This window comes from Actomonas aquatica (assembly GCF_019679435.2).
Taxonomy (GTDB): Bacteria; Verrucomicrobiota; Verrucomicrobiia; order Opitutales; family Opitutaceae; genus Actomonas; species Actomonas aquatica.
Genome location: NZ_CP139781.1, coordinates 703,128 through 723,056, shown reverse-complemented (window position 1 = coordinate 723,056; position 19,929 = coordinate 703,128). Strand labels below are relative to the sequence as shown.

General features: G+C 61.9%; 17 protein-coding genes. 9 read left to right on the top strand and 8 right to left on the bottom strand.

What is annotated here, in order from left to right:
• Positions 1 to 263: 263 nt before the first annotated feature.
• The 6 genes from K1X11_RS02735 (at position 264) to K1X11_RS02710 (ending at position 6,872) form a co-directional block, all read left to right on the top strand.
• The gene (locus K1X11_RS02735) at positions 264 to 1,730 is read left to right on the top strand and encodes a phytoene desaturase family protein (protein WP_221032425.1); all 1,467 of its coding nucleotides are present in this window, start codon (positions 264 to 266) and stop codon (positions 1,728 to 1,730) included.
• 184 nt (positions 1,731 to 1,914) lie between these two features.
• Complete coding sequence (locus tag K1X11_RS02730; RefSeq protein ID WP_221032424.1) at positions 1,915 to 2,361, top strand: 3-hydroxyacyl-ACP dehydratase FabZ family protein; 447 nt, start codon at positions 1,915 to 1,917, stop codon at positions 2,359 to 2,361.
• A gap of 203 nt (positions 2,362 to 2,564) precedes the next feature.
• Positions 2,565 to 3,407 carry an enoyl-ACP reductase FabI gene (locus K1X11_RS02725; RefSeq protein WP_225919628.1) on the top strand — a complete coding sequence of 281 codons (843 nt, stop codon included), beginning with the start codon at positions 2,565 to 2,567 and terminating at the stop codon, positions 3,405 to 3,407.
• Between the two features lie 76 nt (positions 3,408 to 3,483).
• Complete coding sequence (locus tag K1X11_RS02720) at positions 3,484 to 4,515, top strand: 3-oxoacyl-ACP synthase III (protein WP_221032423.1); 1,032 nt, start codon at positions 3,484 to 3,486, stop codon at positions 4,513 to 4,515.
• Positions 4,516 to 4,740: 225 nt separating this feature from the next.
• Positions 4,741 to 5,619 (top strand): alpha/beta fold hydrolase, encoded by an 879-nt coding sequence (locus K1X11_RS02715; RefSeq protein ID WP_221032422.1) that lies wholly within the window; start codon positions 4,741 to 4,743, stop codon positions 5,617 to 5,619.
• 788 nt (positions 5,620 to 6,407) lie between these two features.
• Positions 6,408 to 6,872: a TonB family protein gene (locus K1X11_RS02710; protein ID WP_221032421.1), complete on the top strand. Its 465-nt coding sequence runs from the start codon at positions 6,408 to 6,410 to the stop codon at positions 6,870 to 6,872.
• Positions 6,873 to 7,021: 149 nt separating this feature from the next.
• Here K1X11_RS02710 and K1X11_RS02705 read toward each other — a convergent pair whose 3' ends face one another.
• The 5 genes from K1X11_RS02705 to K1X11_RS02685 all read right to left on the bottom strand — a co-directional run bounded on the left by K1X11_RS02705 (position 7,022) and on the right by K1X11_RS02685 (position 12,518).
• Entirely contained in the window at positions 7,022 to 10,561 is a 3,540-nt protein-coding gene (locus K1X11_RS02705) for an HD domain-containing protein (RefSeq protein WP_221032420.1), read from the bottom strand.
• Positions 10,562 to 10,895: 334 nt separating this feature from the next.
• Positions 10,896 to 11,432, bottom strand: coding sequence for a MerR family transcriptional regulator (locus K1X11_RS02700; protein WP_221032419.1), 537 nt, complete (start codon positions 11,430 to 11,432; stop codon positions 10,896 to 10,898).
• 121 nt (positions 11,433 to 11,553) lie between these two features.
• Positions 11,554 to 11,739 (bottom strand): MerR family transcriptional regulator, encoded by a 186-nt coding sequence (locus K1X11_RS02695; protein WP_221032418.1) that lies wholly within the window; start codon positions 11,737 to 11,739, stop codon positions 11,554 to 11,556.
• 376 nt (positions 11,740 to 12,115) lie between these two features.
• Positions 12,116 to 12,292, bottom strand: a complete 177-nt coding sequence (locus tag K1X11_RS02690) for a hypothetical protein (RefSeq protein ID WP_221032417.1) — start codon at positions 12,290 to 12,292, stop codon at positions 12,116 to 12,118.
• Entirely contained in the window at positions 12,279 to 12,518 is a 240-nt protein-coding gene (locus tag K1X11_RS02685) for an addiction module protein (RefSeq protein ID WP_221032416.1), read from the bottom strand. The genes K1X11_RS02690 and K1X11_RS02685 overlap by 14 nt, the downstream gene beginning before the upstream one ends.
• 169 nt (positions 12,519 to 12,687) lie before the next feature.
• Between K1X11_RS02685 and K1X11_RS02680 the strand changes: the two genes are divergently transcribed.
• Together K1X11_RS02680 and K1X11_RS02675 are read left to right on the top strand one after the other, a co-directional pair.
• Positions 12,688 to 13,365 (top strand): hypothetical protein, encoded by a 678-nt coding sequence (locus K1X11_RS02680; protein ID WP_221032415.1) that lies wholly within the window; start codon positions 12,688 to 12,690, stop codon positions 13,363 to 13,365.
• Positions 13,366 to 13,494: 129 nt separating this feature from the next.
• Entirely contained in the window at positions 13,495 to 14,499 is a 1,005-nt protein-coding gene (locus tag K1X11_RS02675; protein WP_324726070.1) for a formylglycine-generating enzyme family protein, read from the top strand.
• A gap of 105 nt (positions 14,500 to 14,604) precedes the next feature.
• On the opposite strand, the gene K1X11_RS02670 is transcribed toward K1X11_RS02675, so the two are convergent.
• Entirely contained in the window at positions 14,605 to 15,687 is a 1,083-nt protein-coding gene (locus K1X11_RS02670) for an acyltransferase family protein (RefSeq protein ID WP_324726069.1), read from the bottom strand.
• Positions 15,684 to 17,516, bottom strand: a complete 1,833-nt coding sequence (locus tag K1X11_RS02665; protein WP_221032413.1) for a glycosyltransferase family 39 protein — start codon at positions 17,514 to 17,516, stop codon at positions 15,684 to 15,686. The genes K1X11_RS02670 and K1X11_RS02665 overlap by 4 nt, the downstream gene beginning before the upstream one ends.
• A gap of 413 nt (positions 17,517 to 17,929) precedes the next feature.
• Between K1X11_RS02665 and K1X11_RS02660 the strand changes: the two genes are divergently transcribed.
• Positions 17,930 to 18,199 carry an HPr family phosphocarrier protein gene (locus K1X11_RS02660; RefSeq protein WP_221032412.1) on the top strand — a complete coding sequence of 90 codons (270 nt, stop codon included), beginning with the start codon at positions 17,930 to 17,932 and terminating at the stop codon, positions 18,197 to 18,199.
• Between the two features lie 21 nt (positions 18,200 to 18,220).
• Here the strand turns inward: K1X11_RS02660 and malQ are convergent, their stop codons facing one another.
• Entirely contained in the window at positions 18,221 to 19,897 is a 1,677-nt protein-coding gene (gene malQ, locus K1X11_RS02655; protein ID WP_324726068.1) for a 4-alpha-glucanotransferase, read from the bottom strand.
• Between the last annotated feature and the right edge of the window lie 32 nt (positions 19,898 to 19,929).

Below are 19,929 nucleotides of genomic sequence, written 5' to 3'. Positions count from 1 at the left end.
TTTTGAACCACGGATGGACACGGATAGCTCCGCCTACCGGCTCCGCTGTCGATTGTTTCGCCACGTGTTGTTCATGCCTCGTAGCTGCTCATTACCAATGAATTAATGCGTATCGCCTGCATCTCGGAAAGAAAGGGTAGCGGCGAAACGGTAGTGGAGCCCATCCGTGTCCATCCGTGGTTAAAAACCATTCTGCCTCTCCGCCTCTGGACGCGAAAACCGGGGTTGCGCTCGCCGATGGGCCCTCTTCACTGGACCGCTTCATGGCTTACGACTGGCTAAAAGGTGTCGACGATGAGTATGACGTTATCGTCATTGGCAGCGGCTTGGGCGGCTTGACCGGGGCTAATTACCTCGCGAAAGCCGGCCACAAAGTGCTGCTGCTCGAGCATCATTATCAATTTGGCGGTCTCGCCACCTGGTTCACCCGCAAGGGCGGCCATATCTTCGATATCTCGCTGCACGGCTTCCCCGTGGGCATGAAGAAGTCCTGCCGCAAATACTGGTCCAAGGAGATCGCCGACTCGATCGTGCAACTCAAGGACGTGCGCTTCATCAACCCGCAGATGGACGTCTGGACCGACTTTACCCGCGAGGACTACACCCGCGTGCTGGTCGAGGACTTCAAGGTCGACCGCGACACCGTCGAGTCGTTCTACACCCACCTCCGGGCGATGAACTTCTACGACAACAACGCCGAGACCACCGGAGAGATGTTCGAGCGCTTCTTCCCCGGCCGCCCCGACGTGCACCGCCTCCTCATGGAGCCGATCACCTACGCCAACGGGTCCACTTTCAACGATCCCGCCATCACCTACGGCATCGTGTTCTCCAACTTCATGGGCGCCGGCGTCTACACCTTCCAGGGCGGCTCCGACCTGCTCATCAAGAAGATGGTCAACGAGCTCAAAGCCAACGGCGTCGAGTGCCGCAAACACGTGCTGGTGCAGAAGCTCCTCGTCGAGGAACGCGACGGCCGCAAGGTCGCCTGCGGCGTCGTCGCCGGCAAGGACGGCCGCGTCATCCGCGCCAAGGCCGTGCTCTCCAACGCCAACATCAAAAACACCATCCTGCGCCTCGCCGGCGCGGAGAACTTTGATCCCGCCTACGTCGCCGACGCCGAGGCCGTGCGCATCAACACCAGCTCCTGCCAAGTCTACCTCGGCATCCGCAAAGGGGAATCCATCCCCAACATCGGCGACCTCGTCTTCACCTCCGAAGCCCCGGCCTACAGCAGCGACGACATCGTCGACCTGCACACCACCAGCCGCACCTTCTCGGTGTATTACCCGGAGACCCGTCCGGGCTCCGACCGCTACACCGTCGTCGCGTCATTGAATGCCAAATACGCCGACTGGAACAACCTCAGCGACGAGGAGTATGCCCAGCACAAGCAGCGCCTCATCGACGAAGCCATCACCTCGCTGGAGAAATACATCCCTGGCGTGCGCGAGAAAATCGATTGGATGGAGGCCGCCACGCCGCGCACGGTCGAGCGTTACACCACCCACATGGCCGGCACCTCCTTCGGCACCAAGTTTGAAGGCCTCAAGGTCTCGATGGACCTGCCCGAGCAGCTCCCCGGCCTCTACCACGCCGGCTCGGTGGGCATCATCATGTCCGGCTGGCTCGGCACCATCAACTACGGCGTCATCACCGCCAACAAGATCGACAAGGCCCTCTTCCAACAAAAACAAGCCGCCACCACGGCCGCCCCGACCTCCAACTGATTTTAGGGCCCACCAAACACACGAAAGGACACGAAAAGAAAGCCCACGGATCACACAGAAAACACGGACCCAATGGTCCAATTTTCCGTGTCATCCGTGTGTTCCGTGGGCCAAAGCTTCAGTCACCCGGTTTCGTGTGTTTTGTGTATTTCGTGGTTAACCCATATTCTCCCGTCACCGCTTCATGATCCCCGCCATCACTGATCTCATTCCGCATCGCCCGCCGTTCCTCTTCATCGATGAAGTGGTGGAACACAGCGACACCGCGCTCACCGCTCGTCGCACCTGGCGCAGCGAGGAAGACTTCTACAAGGGTCACTATCCCAACGCCCCGATCACGCCGGGCGTATTGCTTTGCGAGGCCGTCTTCCAAGCCGGCGCCGCCTTCATGTCGCTGCAAGCCCGCGCGGCCAACGCCGAGGCGGGGGAGGGTGTGCCGCTGCTCGCCAAGATCAGCGACGTGCGTTTCCGCAACCCCGTGTTCCCCGGCGACGAAGTGCTCATCACCGTCGAAAAGAAGGAAGCCATGGGCGGCTTCACCATGATGAAAGGCGCCATCAAAAAAACCGACGGCACCCGCATCCTCACCGTCGACTTCGCCGTCGCCTGGAAAACCCCGGAATCGAAGTAACCGCACTGTTTTAAACCACGGATGAACACGGATGGCTCCACTAACGTTTCGCCTACTCAATTAATGAGGACAGGGGAGGGGCACCAAACTCAACCTTTTGACGGAAACGCGGTTCGGCTGGTTCAACCTGAGGTTTCAGTGCGTAGCCGGTAGGCGAAGCCATCCGTGTCCATCCGTGGTTAAAAAAAACCGCCCCATTCATCATGACCGACTTTCTGAATCTCTCCGGTAAAACCATCGTGGTGGCCGGTGTCGCCAACAAGAAGAGCGTCGCCTGGTTCACCGCCAAGACGCTGGAAGAGCAGGGCGCGACCGTCATCTACAGCGTGCGCTCCGAGGCGCGCAAAGCGTCCCTCACCAAGCTCCTCGCCGACAAACCCGTCTTTCTCTGCGACGTGGAAGAGGAGGGCGCCGCGACCCAACTCGCCGCCGACATCGCCGCCGCCGGTTTTGGGCCGATTCACGGCCTCGTGCACTCCATCGCCTTCGCCAACTACAGCGAAGGGTTTAAGGCCTTCGAGGAAACCAAACGCGCCGACTTCCTGCAGGCCACCGCCATCTCGGCCTTCTCGCTGGTCGAGCTCGCCAACGCCTTCAAACCGCACTTCGCGCCCGGCGCGTCGGTGGTGTCCATCGGCATCTCGTCTCTCACCGTCACGCCCGACAACTACGGTTACATGGGCCCGATCAAAGCCGCCCTCGATTCCGCGTCGCGCTTCCTCGCCAAGTCCTTCAACCCGCAACCCGGCGTGCGCTTCAACGTTGTCGGCTCCGGCCCCCTCAAGACCAGCGCCTCCGCTGGCATCCCGGGCTACTTGGAGAGTTACCTGTATTCGGAGAAACTCACCTTCCGAAAGCAGAACCTCGCCACCCAGGAAGTCGCCAACACCGTCGTCTTCCTGCTCAGCGAACGCAGCAGCGGCCACAACGGCAGCACCCTCGTCGTCGACGCCGGCCTCGGCAGCAACTTCTACGACGCCGAAATCATCCGCCTGGCGATGCGGCCCGAGACCGGCCCTGCCGGTCCGGGAAATCCTAACTCCTAATCCCTAACTCCTAAATGGTCTTCCGTCTGTCTGTGGTTTTTAGGATTCGGGATTTAGTCATGGGGATTTTGAGCAAATGAAATTTGCGAACGTTGTCATTGAATCCATTGCCGTCGCGCTGCCGGACGAGGTCCTGAGCTCTGCCGGGATCGAGCAGCGGCTGGCTCCGCTGTATGAGCGGCTCAAGCTGCCGGAGGGGCGCTTGGAGCTCATGACCGGCATCAAAGAGCGCCGCGTCTGGCCGGCCGGCACGCGTCCGTCCGACGCCAGCGCCACCGCCGGCAAAGCCGTGCTCGCCAAGTCGGCCCTCCCGGCCGATCGCGTGCAGCTCTTCATGCACTGCGCGGTGAGCCGCGACATGCTCGAGCCCGCCACGGCTTCCTTTGCCCATCGCAAAATCGGCCTGCCCGCGACCGCCCAGATCTTCGACGTCTCCAACGCCTGCCTCGGCTTCCTCAACGCCATGACCGTGGCCGGGAGCATGATCGAAAGCGGCCAAATCGAATGCGCCCTGGTCGTCTCCGGCGAAAACGGCGGCCCCCTCGTCGAGCACACCCTGCGCACGCTGCTGGAGCAGCCGCTCACGCGACAGCAAATCAAACCCTTCTTCGCCAATCTCACCATCGGTTCCGGCGCCGTCGCCGCCGTGCTGTGTCACCGCGACCTCGCGCCCCACGGACACCGCCTGCTCGGCGGCATCGCCCAAGCCGCCACCGCCCACAGTGAGCTCTGCCAAGGCGACACCCACGGCGCCGACTCCCTCGCCATGCAGACCGATTCCGAGGCCCTGCTCGTGGCCGGCGTTGAACTCGCGCAGCAGACCTGGGCCAAGTTCCGCAAAGAAGTGGGTTGGGCCACGGCCGACTTCGATCGCTTCATCTGCCACCAGGTGGGCAGCACCCATCGCCGCAAACTCTACGAAGCCCTGCGGCTCGATCTCGCGAAGGACTTTTCGACCTTCGAAACCCTCGGCAACACCGGCTCAGTGGCCTTGCCCGCGACCCTCGCCACCGCCGCCGATACCGGCGCGATCCAAACGGGCGACAAGATCGGCCTGCTCGGCATCGGCAGCGGCCTAAACTGCCTCATGCTCGCCGTCGAGTGGTGAACCCCACTCAAGCAATGCAATTGATGGCCACCGCCTGCACAGAATCCGCACGAGTAAGGTCTGGGGCTTTTGTGCCTTCTGTTCCTCTTGTGGCTGAATTCAAGAGGTCGTTTTATAGCCACGAAAAGGCACAAAAAATCACAAAAATAGGCCCCGCAGATTTCTTATCATTTTCGTGCCCTCTTGTGCCTTTTTGTGGCTATTCCATCCTACCGCTTCGCCACCATGAATGATCTGCCTGATTGGCTGCGTGCCCTTTACCCGTTTGCGCCGAAGCGTTTTGTGACGCCGGGCGGCGCGAACCTGAGTTACCTGGATGAAGGGCAGGGGGACGCCGCGGTGCTCATGGTGCACGGCAACCCCACCTGGTCGTTCTACTACCGCGAGCTGGTCAAGACCCTCGCGCCCAAACGCCGCTGCATCGTGCCCGATCACATCGGCATGGGGCTCTCCGAAAAACCCGAGCACTATCCCTACACGCTCAAGCAGCGCATCGACGACGTGGAGGCTCTCATCGCGTCCACCGGCGTCACCCAACTCGACCTCGTGGTGCATGACTGGGGCGGTGCGATCGGCTTCGGCCTCGCCGCCCGCCGACCGGACCTCATTCGTCGTATCGTCATTCTCAATACGGCCGCCTTCACCGCGCCGCACATCCCCGGTCGCATCGCCCTCTGCAAGGCTCCCGTGGTGGGCCCGGCACTGGTGCGTGGTCTCAACGGCTTTGCCTGGCCGGCGACCTGGATGGCCATGAGCCGTCGGGCGCTGAGCAACGACGAAAGCAAAGCCTACCTCTATCCCTACAACAACTGGTCCAACCGCGTGGCGGTCAGTGCCTTTGTGCAGGACATCCCCATGGACGACAGCCATCCCACCTGGGCGACGCTGAAGGCCGTGGAGCAGGGCATCGGCACCTTCCATGACCGCGAGGTGCTCATCGTCTGGGGCGGTCAGGATTTCTGTTTCAACGACCACTTCTACAACGAGTGGTGTGAACGTCTCCCGCAGGCGCAGAAACTCTACCTCGAAGACGCCGGCCACTACGTCCTCGACGACGCCCGCGGCGACGCCGTCCCCCGCATCTGCGAACACCTGCTGGACTGACCCGACCCACACAAGACAGCCCGACCGACGGGGGACTGACACAGAGCACACGGAGGAGGGCACAGAGGCCACAGAGCCACTCCGCCGCAGCCCCGAACACCCAATCGAAAGCCCGGTAGCTACGAGCGTGAGCGAGTGGTCAGGAGACCCGTTCAACGTGGTGTTTTTTCACACCAAGGCAGCAAAGGTAGCAAAGCCACTCCGCCGCAGAGCTAAACGTCTCCCATGGTGGGCATTTATGTAGGGCCGGTCTTCAGCCGGCCTTTACCGGAATGGATTCTTGTAGGGCTCGACCTGGCGTCGAGCCGCGGAGCGAGTGGTCAGACGATCCGGCAAACGTGGTTTTACACAAAGGCAACGAAGGAGAAAACGAAGGGACCAGAGCCACTCCGCCGCAGGGCAGAACACGCCAAGCCAAAGCCCAGTGGCTACGAGCGTGAGCGAGTGGTCAGGAGACCCGGCCCACGTGGTGTCTTTTTACACCAAGGCAGCGAAGGTAACAAAGCCACTCCACCGCGGGGCAGAACAACCCTGTGGCAGGCATTTTGTAAGGCCGGTCTTCAGCCGGCCTTTGCGGGGACGGATTCTTGTAGGGCCGCCGCTTGCGGCGTGCCGCAGGGTGAGCGGAGAGCGGAGAGGCGACGGTTTCTTTAACCACAGATGCTCCATAGGCGCACACGTTTCACCGAGGCGCACCGACCGGAGGGGCATCCTCCTCCGCCGAGGTTTGACCGCCCGCCAAACGTTAGCTTCGACCTCACACCGATCGTCTGCCATCGCTGATGCCGATGCCGAATCCCCACCGTTCAAAACCCTATCTGGTAACGCGTGTAGGCCTGCTGCTGATCTGCACGGGCGCTTTGTTCTCCGGCTGCGCCACGGGGAATGAAAAGCAATACGTCAACCGCGCCATGGCGCCGGAGGACTTTGCCTTTGCCGCCAAGACCGCCGAGTGGGACAGCCCGCCGGTCTTCCTGAAAGGCAAAGCGCCCACGCTGCCTTACGCCGCGCTGCAGCATTCGAACTTTCCCCGCCATGGCATCGTGGAGCTAGCGTATACCATCACCGCCGAGGGGAGGGTGCAGGACATCCGCATCCTCTCCGCCACCCATCCTCAATACGCCGCTGGGGTGATCCACAACCTGAAACACTGGCGCTTCAAACCCGCCACCAAAGACGGCCACCCCGTCACCGCCGAAGTCCGCCAAACCTTCACCCTGGACCCGTATCCCAAACGAGCTCCCGTGGTGTAGGCGTCAGCAACTTTACGTGCGGCATGGGAAATCGATAACGCCCTCGCTCGCTCAAAGTCAGACAGCTTCAGTCCGGCCCCGTTGCGACCACCTGATCCAAACCCTGCGCACGCGGCAGGTAAACCTGAGGTCTGTCCCTGTTTCGGGCCTCATTCTTCGGGGAAAAGCTCCGGGCACCGCCTTCGAAAGGCAGCCAGTTGCGACGATTTCAAGAAGTCTTCGATCGGCAAGCCCTTAGCCGGCATATCCTCACGGCGAACCCCACCCACCGCCCATAACAATTTACCCGTAGGTAAGTCCCACCACGCAGTGTAACCACCTATCTCCCAATCGGATTCGGACCACTCGGAGAAAGGCCGCTCCCACCAATCCGAACGTGGCAGCAGCACATGCAGCGTGTGCTGCGCAATGCCTTTTGCCTGACCGTGTAGTGCGTCCAACTCCGCTTGCTCCTGTTCTTTTCCTGATGAATAGCCATGAGGCTTCGCATCAGGCTCGCGCATCACTTGCGCCAATTGCGCCGCTAATGAGCTGCTCGGATGAAGAAATGGCAGTGAGAGAAACCGACGCCAACCACGGTCCTTGCCCCATACCGGCACCTTTGACCGCCACGAAGGTTGCGCGACGACCGAGAATGGAAAAACCAAGTCATAATCGCGCGGGCTTGATGTCTCGCTCGCGGCATGGCGCCACTTGAGCACCGTTGGAGCAACCATTTCTGCCGCTACCAATCCACCGTCGTGAACTGGCAAACTCAAAAGTGGGAAGGCACCGGACAAGTCCGGCCAAAACCCTTCATTGACCAAGTTGAGGTCCAGTGAATCCCGCCAAATGTGCCCTAGATTGTGATGAGGTAGATCGAACACAAAAAACGGGGCTTTGCTATGGCTTAGCTCAATTGAACGCGACAGCGCAAGAGACTGTGCATTGGCCAACTCAGTGTCAAAGCCACGTGCTCGCCAATAGTCTTGGAAAAAATCTCCCTCAAAGACGACTCCTGCGTCCAAGGCTCGGTTTAAGGCTGAATCCAGTCCCCAGGTCAGATCCCTGTCCCGGAAGTGCGTGCGACCATTCACAAATATTTGATCGCGCTCCGCTTCGCGCAAAACCTCGCCAAAAAGTAAAGAGCTGAGGGGAAGAGCAAACGTGGCAGAAGCTTCATTATAGTGCCACAGCTTCGAAGTGCTCCCACTTGAAAAACTTTGGAAATGTCTAGGGGCGAAATTGATCAGGTAGAGGATTGTGTTCCTTTCCCGTGGTTTACCGGAAACAAAACCCGACACCCATTGTATCCACCTATTGAATACTCCATCTACCGCCTCTCTCCATTGCCGATTCTCCACCGAACGAGAAAATTCGCGCGTCTTCGTGCGATCCGCAGTCAACGCAGGGGCCGCCTTGCCCGCTAAGTCTATCCATAACCAAGCACCCACACCAGCGACCGCCTGAGTCAGATGATCGATACTTGCCTCAAGAGTTGGCACGCGCATCCCCCGCACCAAATAGCGCTGCCTGGACGATTCTTGCGTCGGCAAGAATTTCTCGCCCCAGCAGGCCAATTCGGCGATTCGAGCCCCGCCGTCGATTGAGGAAAACAGAGAGCCCAGAGCCGAGCTAGATGGCTGGGAAGATGCCGCGAAAACCACCCGAATGCGACTCCCCGTCGCAGCGGTTCCCTTGTCGTCCATCCAATCGCAAACCCGCCATGCCACCCCGTCCACTAGCTCGGCGGAAAAGCCGTCGTCTTCAATCAACTCAGAAACCTGCTCCGTCGGCCACGGTGAGATTTCCTCAAAATGCCAACGCCCATCCAGAATCAGAACCGGTGCAGTATCGTCCTCCCTCCGTGAAATAATTTCGTGATGCGGCCAGATCACGTGCCTCGCAGCAACGGCCGCGGGATTAATATAGCGCACACCCTCTTCCGTTCCCTCAAAAGCTGTGTGCTTTCGATCCTTCTCGTCGATCCAGCGCATTTCATAGCGCAGATCGTAACGCAGTTGCTCGATCAGTTCTTCTCGGGGGATGTCCACCAGCGCGAATCCACATTTTAAATACAGCCGCACCTCAGTGCCCGGCGTCCCCGCTCCTTTCCATTCGCTGAAGTGAAACAGCGCGCCCGGCCCAGTGATTTTCACGTGCCAAGCCTTGCGCTCGTCATTGTCCCTGCAGCAAGGACAGGTGCGGACCTCCATCCAATCTGCGATCATAAAGCAGGAAAGGAGGCCGATGCCGAACTGAGAGATTGGGGTTGCGATGAACCCGTGCTCACGCATCAGCCGCGCCTCGGCGCCAAACTCAGCGGACTTGTAGTAGCTCTTCCCCAGTGCCGACAGGTAACGAATAATTTGGTCAAGCGTCATTCCAGTGCCGCGATCCTTCACCTGTATCCATTCGCGCCCGCTGGCTGCATCACGGCCCCAAGTGAGTTCTATTTTGGCCTGCTCGCGCTCTGCTTTTTTCCATCCTTCGCTAAGTTCCACTTCGGGCGGCATGTCGGTTCTCCTGCCCTCATCATCTAACTTGAGCTTTAGCTGGTAGCGCAAATCCCGCAGTTGCACCGCGTCGAGTGCGTTTTGCAGCAGCTCGCGAATGCAAAGCTCGGGGTTGCCATAGAGCGCTGTGCCGAGGAGCAGTTCCGTAACCTCGTGCGCTTGGAGTTTGAATTCAACGTCGTGGTAGGTGTAACCGCGTGCCTTTACCTCTGCCTTTACTTCTCTTGGAATGCGCAGCCAGGCGCGCGCACCGTGCACCGCCATGCTTGTCACAACACGTTCCACTTCGGCAAACGCGTCCCCGATTTCGTCTCGGAATCGTTGTATGGCCTTATGCACTGCCGGGTGTGGACAGTCACCTGCACTGTAAACCAATTCACCACCGTCCCCGCCGCTCCAGCACCAGCCATCCACCGCCAGGTGTTTATGCCATTCGCCGCGACTAATGCCGACTGCGCCGTCCAATTTTTCCAATCCTAAGAATTGGCCTCCCTCTAGCCCGAGTTGGTGAAATACGATGTGCGGAGTTCGGCTGGCGTCGAAGTCGCAAATGTCAGCTACGCGCAGCAGTAGACAGGGTAGGAGTAGGTTAACTTTTTCCGCACCGGCCGCCGTCCAAGTCCAAGGGCGCTCCAAACCAAACTCTCGCCGCAACCGTTCTTCCAGCCAAGTGATTGACTGGTTGTGGCTGGCTATCAGCAACGCTACAAGCTGGAGCGCCGTCTCCTCTGTGCAAAGCCATGCGAAGGCCTGCTTGAGTTCATTGCCGTCCAGTAATGAGCGGAGATGCGTTAGCACACGACCGTCGTTGCCATCCTCGGCGTGGGTCACACGCAGGTAGTCTGTGCGGATGAATTCACGGATATGCCCACGTATGGTTTCGTCCTTTTGCCTAGCCGCCGGGTCCTCAGGCACGGGCCGTTCCAAAATGCCGGCTAGGTCGGGATGCCGCTCGTTGGTGAAGCGTCGCAGTTTCACCGATTCGGGCGAGTTTTCGTTCTTCAGTTTTTCCTCCCAGTCCGTCTCCGGCACCATGCCAAGGTCGTGCGCGTAGGCGAGCAAGAGGCAGAGCCCGCAGCCCTTCGGTCCCAAGGCGTCCAAGCCCGTCGGCGTGACGAGTCGATCCATCCAATAGAGCACGTTGTTCAGATGGGTGGCGTCGTGGAGCGTGAAGCGCGGCAGAGCGTAAGCCACGCGCTGCGAAAGCGCGGAGGCGTCGGTCAACAGGCCGCCCAAAGCGACCTCCAGCGAACTTTGTCCAGCTTTGTTGATTCGCTGCCAGAAGACGGAGTTTTTGTAACTCCAACCTTCGGGCCGCGGCCGAATATCGGGGGCCGTGGTCGGAGGTGACGGAAAACCGAAAGCCGCAGGAGGGGTAGTGCTCACGCTTTCAAAAGTGAAAGCAGCGCCGTGGGAGGCGAGTAGTTTTCACACAACGGATGCTCCAACGTTTTCAATCTAGAATGCAGCTTATCGGAGCACCGGAGTATGGAGTAACCATAAGTCGTGGAGATTGAGGAACCATCGTCTAACCTGGGCGACGCGAGCGGGCGCGGATTTGGGCGATTTCGGCGGCGGGGATCTGGAGCGACTCGAGGAAGTCCTGATGGGCTTCGGGGGAGAGGCGTTCAAACTCTACGTGCCAGCGGAGGCAGTCGGCGTCGGTCATGCCGCTGGCTTTGAGGATGGTCACCCAGCGTTCCTTGGTCAGGGCACGGGTGGGCGGTGAGTCGGTCTCCGGTTTGAGCAAAGACAGGATGACGTGCTGCTGCCGACGCAGCGCCGCGATCTCTGTATTCAATTCCTCGAGACGGCGGTGGAGCGCCTCGTCGAGGGAGGAGCGGTAGCGCGGGTTGGGCTCCAGCACGGCATCGATGTCGGCGAGCGGCAGACCCGCGGCGCGTAATTCGCGGATGCGGGCCAGGCGGGCTTCATCCTCGGCCGAGTAGAGGCGGTGGCCGGCAGCGGTGCGGTGAAAGGGGCGCAATAAACCGATGCGGTCGTAATAGAGCAGGGTGGCGCGGGAAAGACCGTGGGCGGCAGCGACAGTGCGGACGGTTTTCATGGGGAAAGGGACGATGGACGTGAGACGTAGGGCGAAATCGGCGCGGGGCCACTCGCGACTGGAAAGTGCCGCTCCAACCGTGACATTGGCACGGGGGAGCGGCGAGCTTCCGTAAACGCGATCAGTCGCGGGACTGGGCGCGGATCGTTGCGGCTTCGGCCGCCGGGATTCCGAGCCAATCGAGCAGGGCCTGGTGGCCGTCCGGCGCGGTGCGTTCGAGCGCTTGATGGAAGCGCTGTTTCTGAGTGTCGTCGACGCCCGCGGTATCGAGGGCGGCAACGAACTGAGCTTTGCTGAGCGGAGTCATGTGAGTTCCTTTCTGATGAGTTTTGCAGCGCCGCACCAACGTGGTCGGCGCCGAGGACAGGCTCCGCTATGAAGCGATAGTCAGGGCAAGCAGCAGGTCCGGGAAGATTCAGCATGGGCACTACGAGTCTCGGACCAGCAGGGAGCGGCACGCCGCTCCGCCTTCGCCCAGGCTTCGGCGGACAAGGAAGCGCTGCCAGCCATACCGGCACAGGACTCGGTGTAGGGCCGGTGCTTGCGCCGCGCCACCATTGCCCACCGCCGTCCCCATGCCTCTGAGCAGTCGGAATTAGCCCCCCACACCTTCCATCCTGCTCAATACCACTGGGCGTATCTTGAGGGCCTTTTGCAATGGAGGCCGATCAAGCGGCTGTAGGCTAAAGACGCTTTCTCCAGTAGCCCGGTTTTTGGCGTCCGTGGGCAATCGCAACGACGCGAATGCAGTCGGATTCAACCCGATAATGCACCGCGAAGGGGAAGCGGTCGACTTCGTAGTAGGTGGCCGCTTCCCACAACTCGGTTTCAGCCTCGTGGAGGAGCTTAACGGGTTTCACGCAAGCGGGCCTCGATCTCGTCCAGCGCGACAAAGGCGTCGCGCTCGGTCGTTTGTCCCGCGTCCACCGCGTCCAGGCGCAGGTTGATTTCCGCGTCCCAAGCCGCTTCGACCCTCTCGTCGCTGGCCGCGTCCAAGCTCTGAATTAGCGCATGGGCCAAGGCCGCGCGCTCTTTGCGTGAGAGCGAGAAGGCGGCTTCAGAGGCTTTTCTCAAGCGGGAGGACATGCGCGGGATGGTAGACAGCGACTTCATATCGATCAATCGCGGCGTGCGGGCCCTCGAAATCACCACGGATCCGATCGGCGGCATCGTCTGCCGCTGCAGGATCGAGCATTGCCTGCAAATCGTTTGAGGCTAGAAGTCTCTCATGCCCCGACCGGCTTCATGGCGATGGATGTTTCCTGTGATCGCAGCCGTAGCGACGGTTTCCGCCTTCGCTCAGGAGCCGTCTTATCGCCGCGAGGCAGCCGCGCTGTTCCCGCGGTTTGATCCGCATTACAGCGAGGCCAAAACGGAGGCGACTCCGCCGACACCTGCTCCCGAGTCCGCGCCTGAGCCGTCGTCGACCGGCGGCGTGAAGCCGGCACCGCGGCCACGGCTGGAGCGGATTCCGCCGCTCGTGCTGGAAGTGAATCAGCAGTATCTGGCGCGGGTGGCTGCCGGGGAGGAGGTGGAGGAACCGTCCGCCGACGGAGACATTGTGCGGATGCCCGAGGTCACCGTGGAATCCAAACGCCTGCCGAGTTGGCCGCTGCCACGCCTGCAGGTCGAGCAACCCAAGGGCGAAGGAGACAAGGTGGTCATTGAGGAGTTTATGACCGATGCCGCCAAAGCCGAGGCATTGATCCGCAAGCATCTGGGGCCCTTTGATCGGCTGCTCTTTAATCGCTTCGATATCCTGGGCACCAAAGCCAAACGGGCGGAAGACGCCGAAGCGCGTGCCCAATTTGCCCGCGCCATGAATGACCTCATCACCGCCATCGAGCAGTCTGCGATCTGGGGCGTGACCGATGAGGAGCGCGAGCAGCTGCGCGAGGAATATTACAACCTGATGGTCAATCGCCCGCAGTAGGCGATCGGCGTAGTTTTTTCCTCTGCTGCGCCCGAATACGCTTAAGTTAGCAATTAACGATAGTGATATAATCTCACCATCCGTATAATTACATTTTCTAGCCCATGACTTGCTGGAGCTTGGGGCATCGTGAAATCGAGTCTTACCCCGCTGCTTTGTTCACTATTGCTCCTCACCACGTCGCTGGCCCAGTCGGACGTTTCGATTGCCACGGTGGAGGTTGGATCCACCGGCAACGCGGCCGACAGTCGCACCGGTTGGGGCGCCGTGAGTTACACCTATCATATCGGCACCTACGAGGTGACCAACGCCCAATACACCGCCTTCCTCAACGCCAAGGCGGCCGACGACACACACGGGCTCTATCATACTTCGATGGCCAGTGGCGGGATTCAGCGCAGCGGCAGCGCCGGATCCTATACCTACACGCTGAACAGTGGCTGGGCGGACCGACCGGTGAGCCTGATCTCGTATTTCGACGCCATGCGTTTCTGCAATTGGCTCACCAACGGGCAGGGGACCGGCGACACTGAGACGGGCGTCTACAACGGGATCTCGACCGACACCCTGCGCAACGCGTCCGCCATGGACAACGGGGGCTTCGCCATCGCGACCATCGACGAGTGGTATAAAGCCGCCTATTTTGATCCCTCCCTCAACAGCGGGACCGGCGGGTATTGGTTGTATCCGTCCCAGAGTGACAGTGCGCCCAGCTCGACCGATTTGGCTTCCAACAACGGCGCCAACTACACGCCGGTCAGCGACACGACGCCGGAGTTCGGCGACCTGCGTCCGGTCGGCAGTTTCGCCAACAGCCCGAGTTATTTCGGCACCTACGATCAGGGCGGAAACGTGTGGGAGTGGACCGCGAGTCCGACCGATGGCATCGAGTCGCAGGAGCACATTCGCGGCGGCAGCATCTATTTTAACTACGACCGCATGGCGGCTACGTTTGGCGCCACCACGCGGCTGCCGGGCAGTGAATTGGACTACCTCGGTTTCCGCCTCGTCGCGACCTCGGTCAGTCCGGTGCCAGAGCCAGCCGCCGTCGGCCTGAGCGCGAGTCTGGTGGTCGGCGCGTTGGTATGCTGGCGTCGGCGACGATCCGCTCAATCCACTCGCTCACGCTCGTAGCCACGGAGCTTCGTAGCACGGCGGCTCTACGGGCACAGCGACTCCGGTGTAGGGCCGGTGCTTGCGCCGCGCCGCCGTTGCCCCTCCGCCGTGCCATCGGGGCACTCAGTTCTGTGATCGCCCGGTGAGCAGGGGAGCCAGCCGAGGGCGGCGACTGAGCGCCTCGCTCAGTTGGCCGAGGCCGTGGGTGAGCGCGAAGGCGAGCAGCGGGGCCAGGGTCACGCTGAACCACCACGTGCCCTGCAACGGGAGCTCCAGCAGCGGCAGGCTGGCCAGCAGGAATCCTTGCACGAGGTAGATGGGGAGCGATTGGCGGCCCAGCAGGACCAGACCCCGCTGCGGCAGGCGCGGATACACCGTCCGGAAGATCAGGAAGACCAGCACCACCATGGCGGTGACCGAGAGGTGTTTCATTGCCAGCCAAACCACGCCCGAGATCGGCACGCTCCAGTTGTAGAGGTAGGCATAGTCCGAGCTTGTCCATTGCAGGTAGGCCGGGATGGCGATGAGGCTGAACCACCACAGCAAACGGACCGCTCCTGGGCGCAGTTGCGGAAACGGCGTCCGCGCCAACAACACACCGAGGCAGAAGTAAGGGAAGGTGAATTGGGCCAGGAACAGCACCGACACATCCGGCAGCCAGCACGACGCGACAACCAACAACCCCACCACCCACGGGCGATCGGCGTTGAGGCGACGCAGCAGCAGAAAGAGCAGGTCAAACCCCACCACGCACCAGACGAACCAAGCGTGGTAGAGGATCTCCATGCGCAGCCAGCCGGGAGCAAACACCGCCTGTAGGTAGTCGAGCGGCGCGTCGGCTTGCCAGACGCGGATGGACGCCAGCAACAGTTTCAGGATGAAGAACCACGCGAGAGTGGGGATCACCAGTCGGCGCAGCGTGCGCGCCGCCCGGGACCACGACGCATCGCGGTTGAGGCCGTGCGCGAAGAGAAACCCCGCCACCGCCATAAACAGCGGCATGTGGAAGAGGTAGATGAGTTTAAAAACCGGATCCGTCAGATAGCCCGCAACGCCGTCGGCATCCGGGCCCAAACCGTAGGACTGATACTGGATGATATGCCCCCAGACCACGAGGAGGATGAGCCCGCCCTTGAGCACGTCCCAGAACGGATCACGGGCGGCCGCGGTGGGCGGCGAGGGCGACGCTGGCACGGACTCGCTCACAACGACGCAGAGTCGGTCGGTTGCGGGATGAGTTGCACCAGTCGAATGAGACGCTGGCCGATGATCGTTTCGCCGAGCACCCGCACCTCCCAGCCTGCGGGCGGGCGGTCGCCGTCGTTGACGGTCCAGGTCGCATCAGCAGAGGCGCGCGTGAGCCGCTGCGACAGGAGCAGGAAGGGCACGGCGCCGGCGGACACGTTGGTGTGCAGCTCGGCCCACTGCTGCGGCGAGAGCGGCTGTTCCAGCGCCGGCACGCCTTGCAGAATCCACGGCAGGGCCGATTTGTTGGAGAGCACCAACAATTGATGGCGCGGAACCGCCAAGGCCGCCGCCGCGTTCCGCTCCCAATCGATCTCCTGCGTCACCAGATTGCTCACGGTGTAAACCCGCTCTGCGCGCGCCGGCAGCGTGTGCAGGCCGAGGGTTGGTCCCACCACCGCCAGCATCGCGATTGCAAGCGGCACCACGCGGCCACCACGGCCACTGCGTCGACCGTGTAGTGCCAACGCCCCTACAGCGGCCAAAACCAGCCACCACATGAACGGCAGGCTGAAGCGGCAGGCGAGGTAGTCATCGAGACGCGCCCAATAATAAAACTGCAGCAGGAGGAGGTTGAGGCCGACGATCAGCCCAAACCCGAGCAGCACCACGGCAAAGCTGGCGCGCGGCGCCAGCGGTTGGCCCGACCGCAACGCCTGCCAAAACGTGCTGCGCCCAGCGGGTCGAAACCACCACACCGCCAGCACCAGCACGGCGAGAACGCCGACGCCAAAAATGGCCGGTGAATTGGGCAGGTCGGGCGAGAGGTTGCTGAGATAGTTCCAGGCTCCGCGCAGATTGGAGCTGAAGAAGGCGGGATCGAAGCGCGAGGTCTGGCCTTCCTGCAGTTCCCACAGGACGGGTTGCGCGGCGACGAAGCGATGCAACCACGCGCTGGGAATGAGCAGCCACGGTGTGAGCAGCAGCCCCCACGACAGGATCGGACGCCGCGCGCGGATCCATGCGAGCAGGATGACGAGGCCCACGGCCACCACGTAGGCGGCAGATTCGTAGCGGCTCTGGGCCAGGAGCACCGTTGCGAAACACAACGCGTCCAACCGCGCGGAGCTGGGCCGCTCCAACCAGCGCCCCGCGAGCAAGGCCGTGAGCGAAAGCAGGGCGAGGTTGAACATCTCCATTCCGGCGCTGTTGGCCGTCTGCGACAGCAAGGGCAGGGTGCAGAGCAGGGCGAGGGCGACGAGTCCGGCCATCAGCCCGGCCGCGCGCACCGCGAGCAGGTAGGTGCAGAGCAGGAAGAGGGCGAGGGCTAGTCGGTTGAGCACGAAGGCGTTGGACTCAGCGTAGCCCACCACGTCATGCAGGACGGACAAAACGAAGGCGTAGGCGTAGGGGCGCTTGTCCAGGAACCGCACCTGCGTGCGCAAGTCGTTGCCGTGGTAAAACGCCAGTGCGGTGGTGCCGACCTGACGCGTCTCCTGCAGGTGCAGCGCGGTGGCCTGCAAGGCGGGTTCGTCCATTAAGACCTTGTAGCCGGGTTCATCGCCCGAGATCACCCACAACCACACCGCGCCAACGGCCAAGAGCGTCGTTAATAGGCCCACCAATCGCGACCGAATCGATGCCCGGGCGCGCACCAGCAAACGGATCAACGCGACGGCCAGGAGCAGCACGCTCACCGTCATGATGCCGTAACCGAAGTCGAAGAGTTTGGCCCGCAGCGCGTCGGGCGTGAACAAGCCAAAACCGATCACCAACGGGATCAGCGCCATCGCCCCGACGACGGCCCAACACCGACGCGGATCCGCCGCGAGGCGCTCCAACAGGGGCATCGAAGCGGTCGACGTCGGGGCGGCAGAATCCGAAGCAGGCGGGGAGGGGTCTGGCTCGTTTTCCATGGTCAAGTCGCTCGTAACAAGGAGGCATCAGTCCACGACAGGCCAGCCAAGGTTGGTCACGAGCTGGAGAAAATCGCGACGAGTGCTCCAGTGGCTGGTGTCTCATCTTCGGGGTGTCGGGCGTAAAGCCCGACCCACATGCCCGAAACGACAACCTCCTTGTGGGTCGGGCTTTATGCCCGACAACGCACGGCGGTCAGCCTTCCGCGCGTGCACTAGGCCCAGCCAATTCGTCGCGGTTGCAGCGATCGGGGCTCACCGCCCACCGCAACCTTTCAAAACTGTCATGAAGATTCCGCGAACTCGCGGCGGAGCATGGGGTCCACAGCCCTCGAACGACGATACCCATGGAAACGACCCAAGTCCGTGTGCCGTGGAAACACGGTTTAGTCCTTTTACCGGCCGCCAAGATTGCCCGCGCCTCGCGCATCTTCCACTCGAAGGTGCGCCTACGCTTCAATGGTCGCATGTCGGATGCGCAAAGCATCCTCGGTCTGGTGGTGTTGTGCGCCAGTCTGAACGCCGCCGTCCAGATCGAGGCCGACGGCGAAGACGCCCACGAGGCGGTTGAGGCGGTCGCCGCCTGCTTCGCCGCGGACGATTCGCCCTCAGCGTAAACCCGTTTTCGTTCGCGCTGCTCAGCCTTCTGCCGGCGCGCAGCGGCCGGTCAGTTCGCCGAGGTCGCGCAGGTAGGGGGCGCTGTTTTCGGTCAGGTCGCCGAGCCGTTGGGCGCTGTAGCGCCATTGCCAGTTACCCTGCGGTTTGCCGGGGCTGTTGAAGCGGGCTTCGCTGCCGAGACTCATGTAGTCCTGCAGCGGCACGACCGCGAGATTGCTCACCGCGCCGTAGGCACTGCGGATGAAGTCCCACCCGATGTTTTCGCCGGACACGCGCAGGTAGCGACGCACGTGGTCCTGGGTCTTGGTGTCGGCGGTGCGATACCAACCGAGACTGGTGTCGTTGTCATGGGTTCCCGGATACACCACGCTGTTGGCGGTGAGGTTGTGCGGCAGGTAGAGGTTGCTGGCGTCGCCGCCGAAGGCAAACTGCAGGATGTTCATGCCGGGCAATCCGGTGCGGTCGCGCAACTCCACCACGCTGGGGGAAAGTTCACCGAGGTCTTCGGCGATGAGTTGGCAGTCGGGCAGGGCGCTGGCGACGGCCTCGAAGAAGGCCAGGCCGGGGCCTTCCTTCCACTCGCCGGTGCGTGCGGTCGGCGCGCCGGCCGGGATCGACCAATAGGTGTCGAAGCCGCGGAAATGGTCGATGCGCACGATGTCGCAAAGCTCGAGGTTGGCGCGGAGGCGATCGAGCCACCAGGCGTAACCGTCTTTGGCGTGGGCTTCCCACGCGTAGAGCGGGTTGCCCCAGAGCTGGCCGTCGGCCGAGAAATAGTCGGGCGGCACGCCGGCCACGAAGAGTGGTTGGCCGGTCTTGGCGTCGATCTGGAACAGCTCCGGGTGCGACCAGACGTCGGCGCCGTCGGCGGCCACGAAGATGGGCGCGTCGCCGATGATCTGGACGTCCCGTTCGGCGGCCAGGGCGCGCACCGCATTCCATTGGCCGTAGAAGAGGTATTGGAAGAAGGCGTAGGCCTCGGCCCGCAGCGCGACTTTTTTGTAGTCGGCCGACTTCCGGGCATCGCGGAAGAAGCGGATCTTTTTGGGCCATTCCCACCACGCCTTGCCGCCTTGGGCGTCCTTGAGCGCCATAAACGCCGCATAGGGCTCGAGCCAGCTGGCCTGCGCCGCCTGGAAGTCGGCAAAAGCGCCGTAGCGGTCAAAGGTGCGCCCGGCGGCCACGAAGGCATCGAAGGCTTTGAAGAGCAGCGGCCACTTGAGAGACCACAACCAGCCGTAGTCGATCTTGCCGGTGGGGAGGGATTGCAAGGGAATGAGATCGGCCGACGAGAGCAGCTTGGCCTCCACGAGCACCTGCAGGTCGATGAGGTAGGGATTGCCGGCAAAGGCGGAAAAACACTGGTAGGGCGAATCGCCGTAACCGGTCGGCCCCAGCGGGCAGATTTGCCAGTAGCGCAGGCCGGCGGCCGACAGAAAATCCAGGAACGGCTCCACCGCCGCGGCGCTCAGCACCCCGATGCCTTGGTTGCCGGGCAGGCTCGTCGGGTGCATCAGCACGCCGGCGGAGCGGTTCTGGAGCCAATTGAAGAGCGGAGCGGGCACGGTTTTCATTGAAATGGACAGCGAAAGTGGGAACTGAGTCGAAAAGGCGGGGGCGTGGCGAGACGCCAAGCGAGCCCACCAGCAGATGAGGGACCCACGCCGAGAACGAGTCCGAAAATACCTCCGAAGCACGGAAGAAACCGCGATGGGCCGCGTCGGCCGGC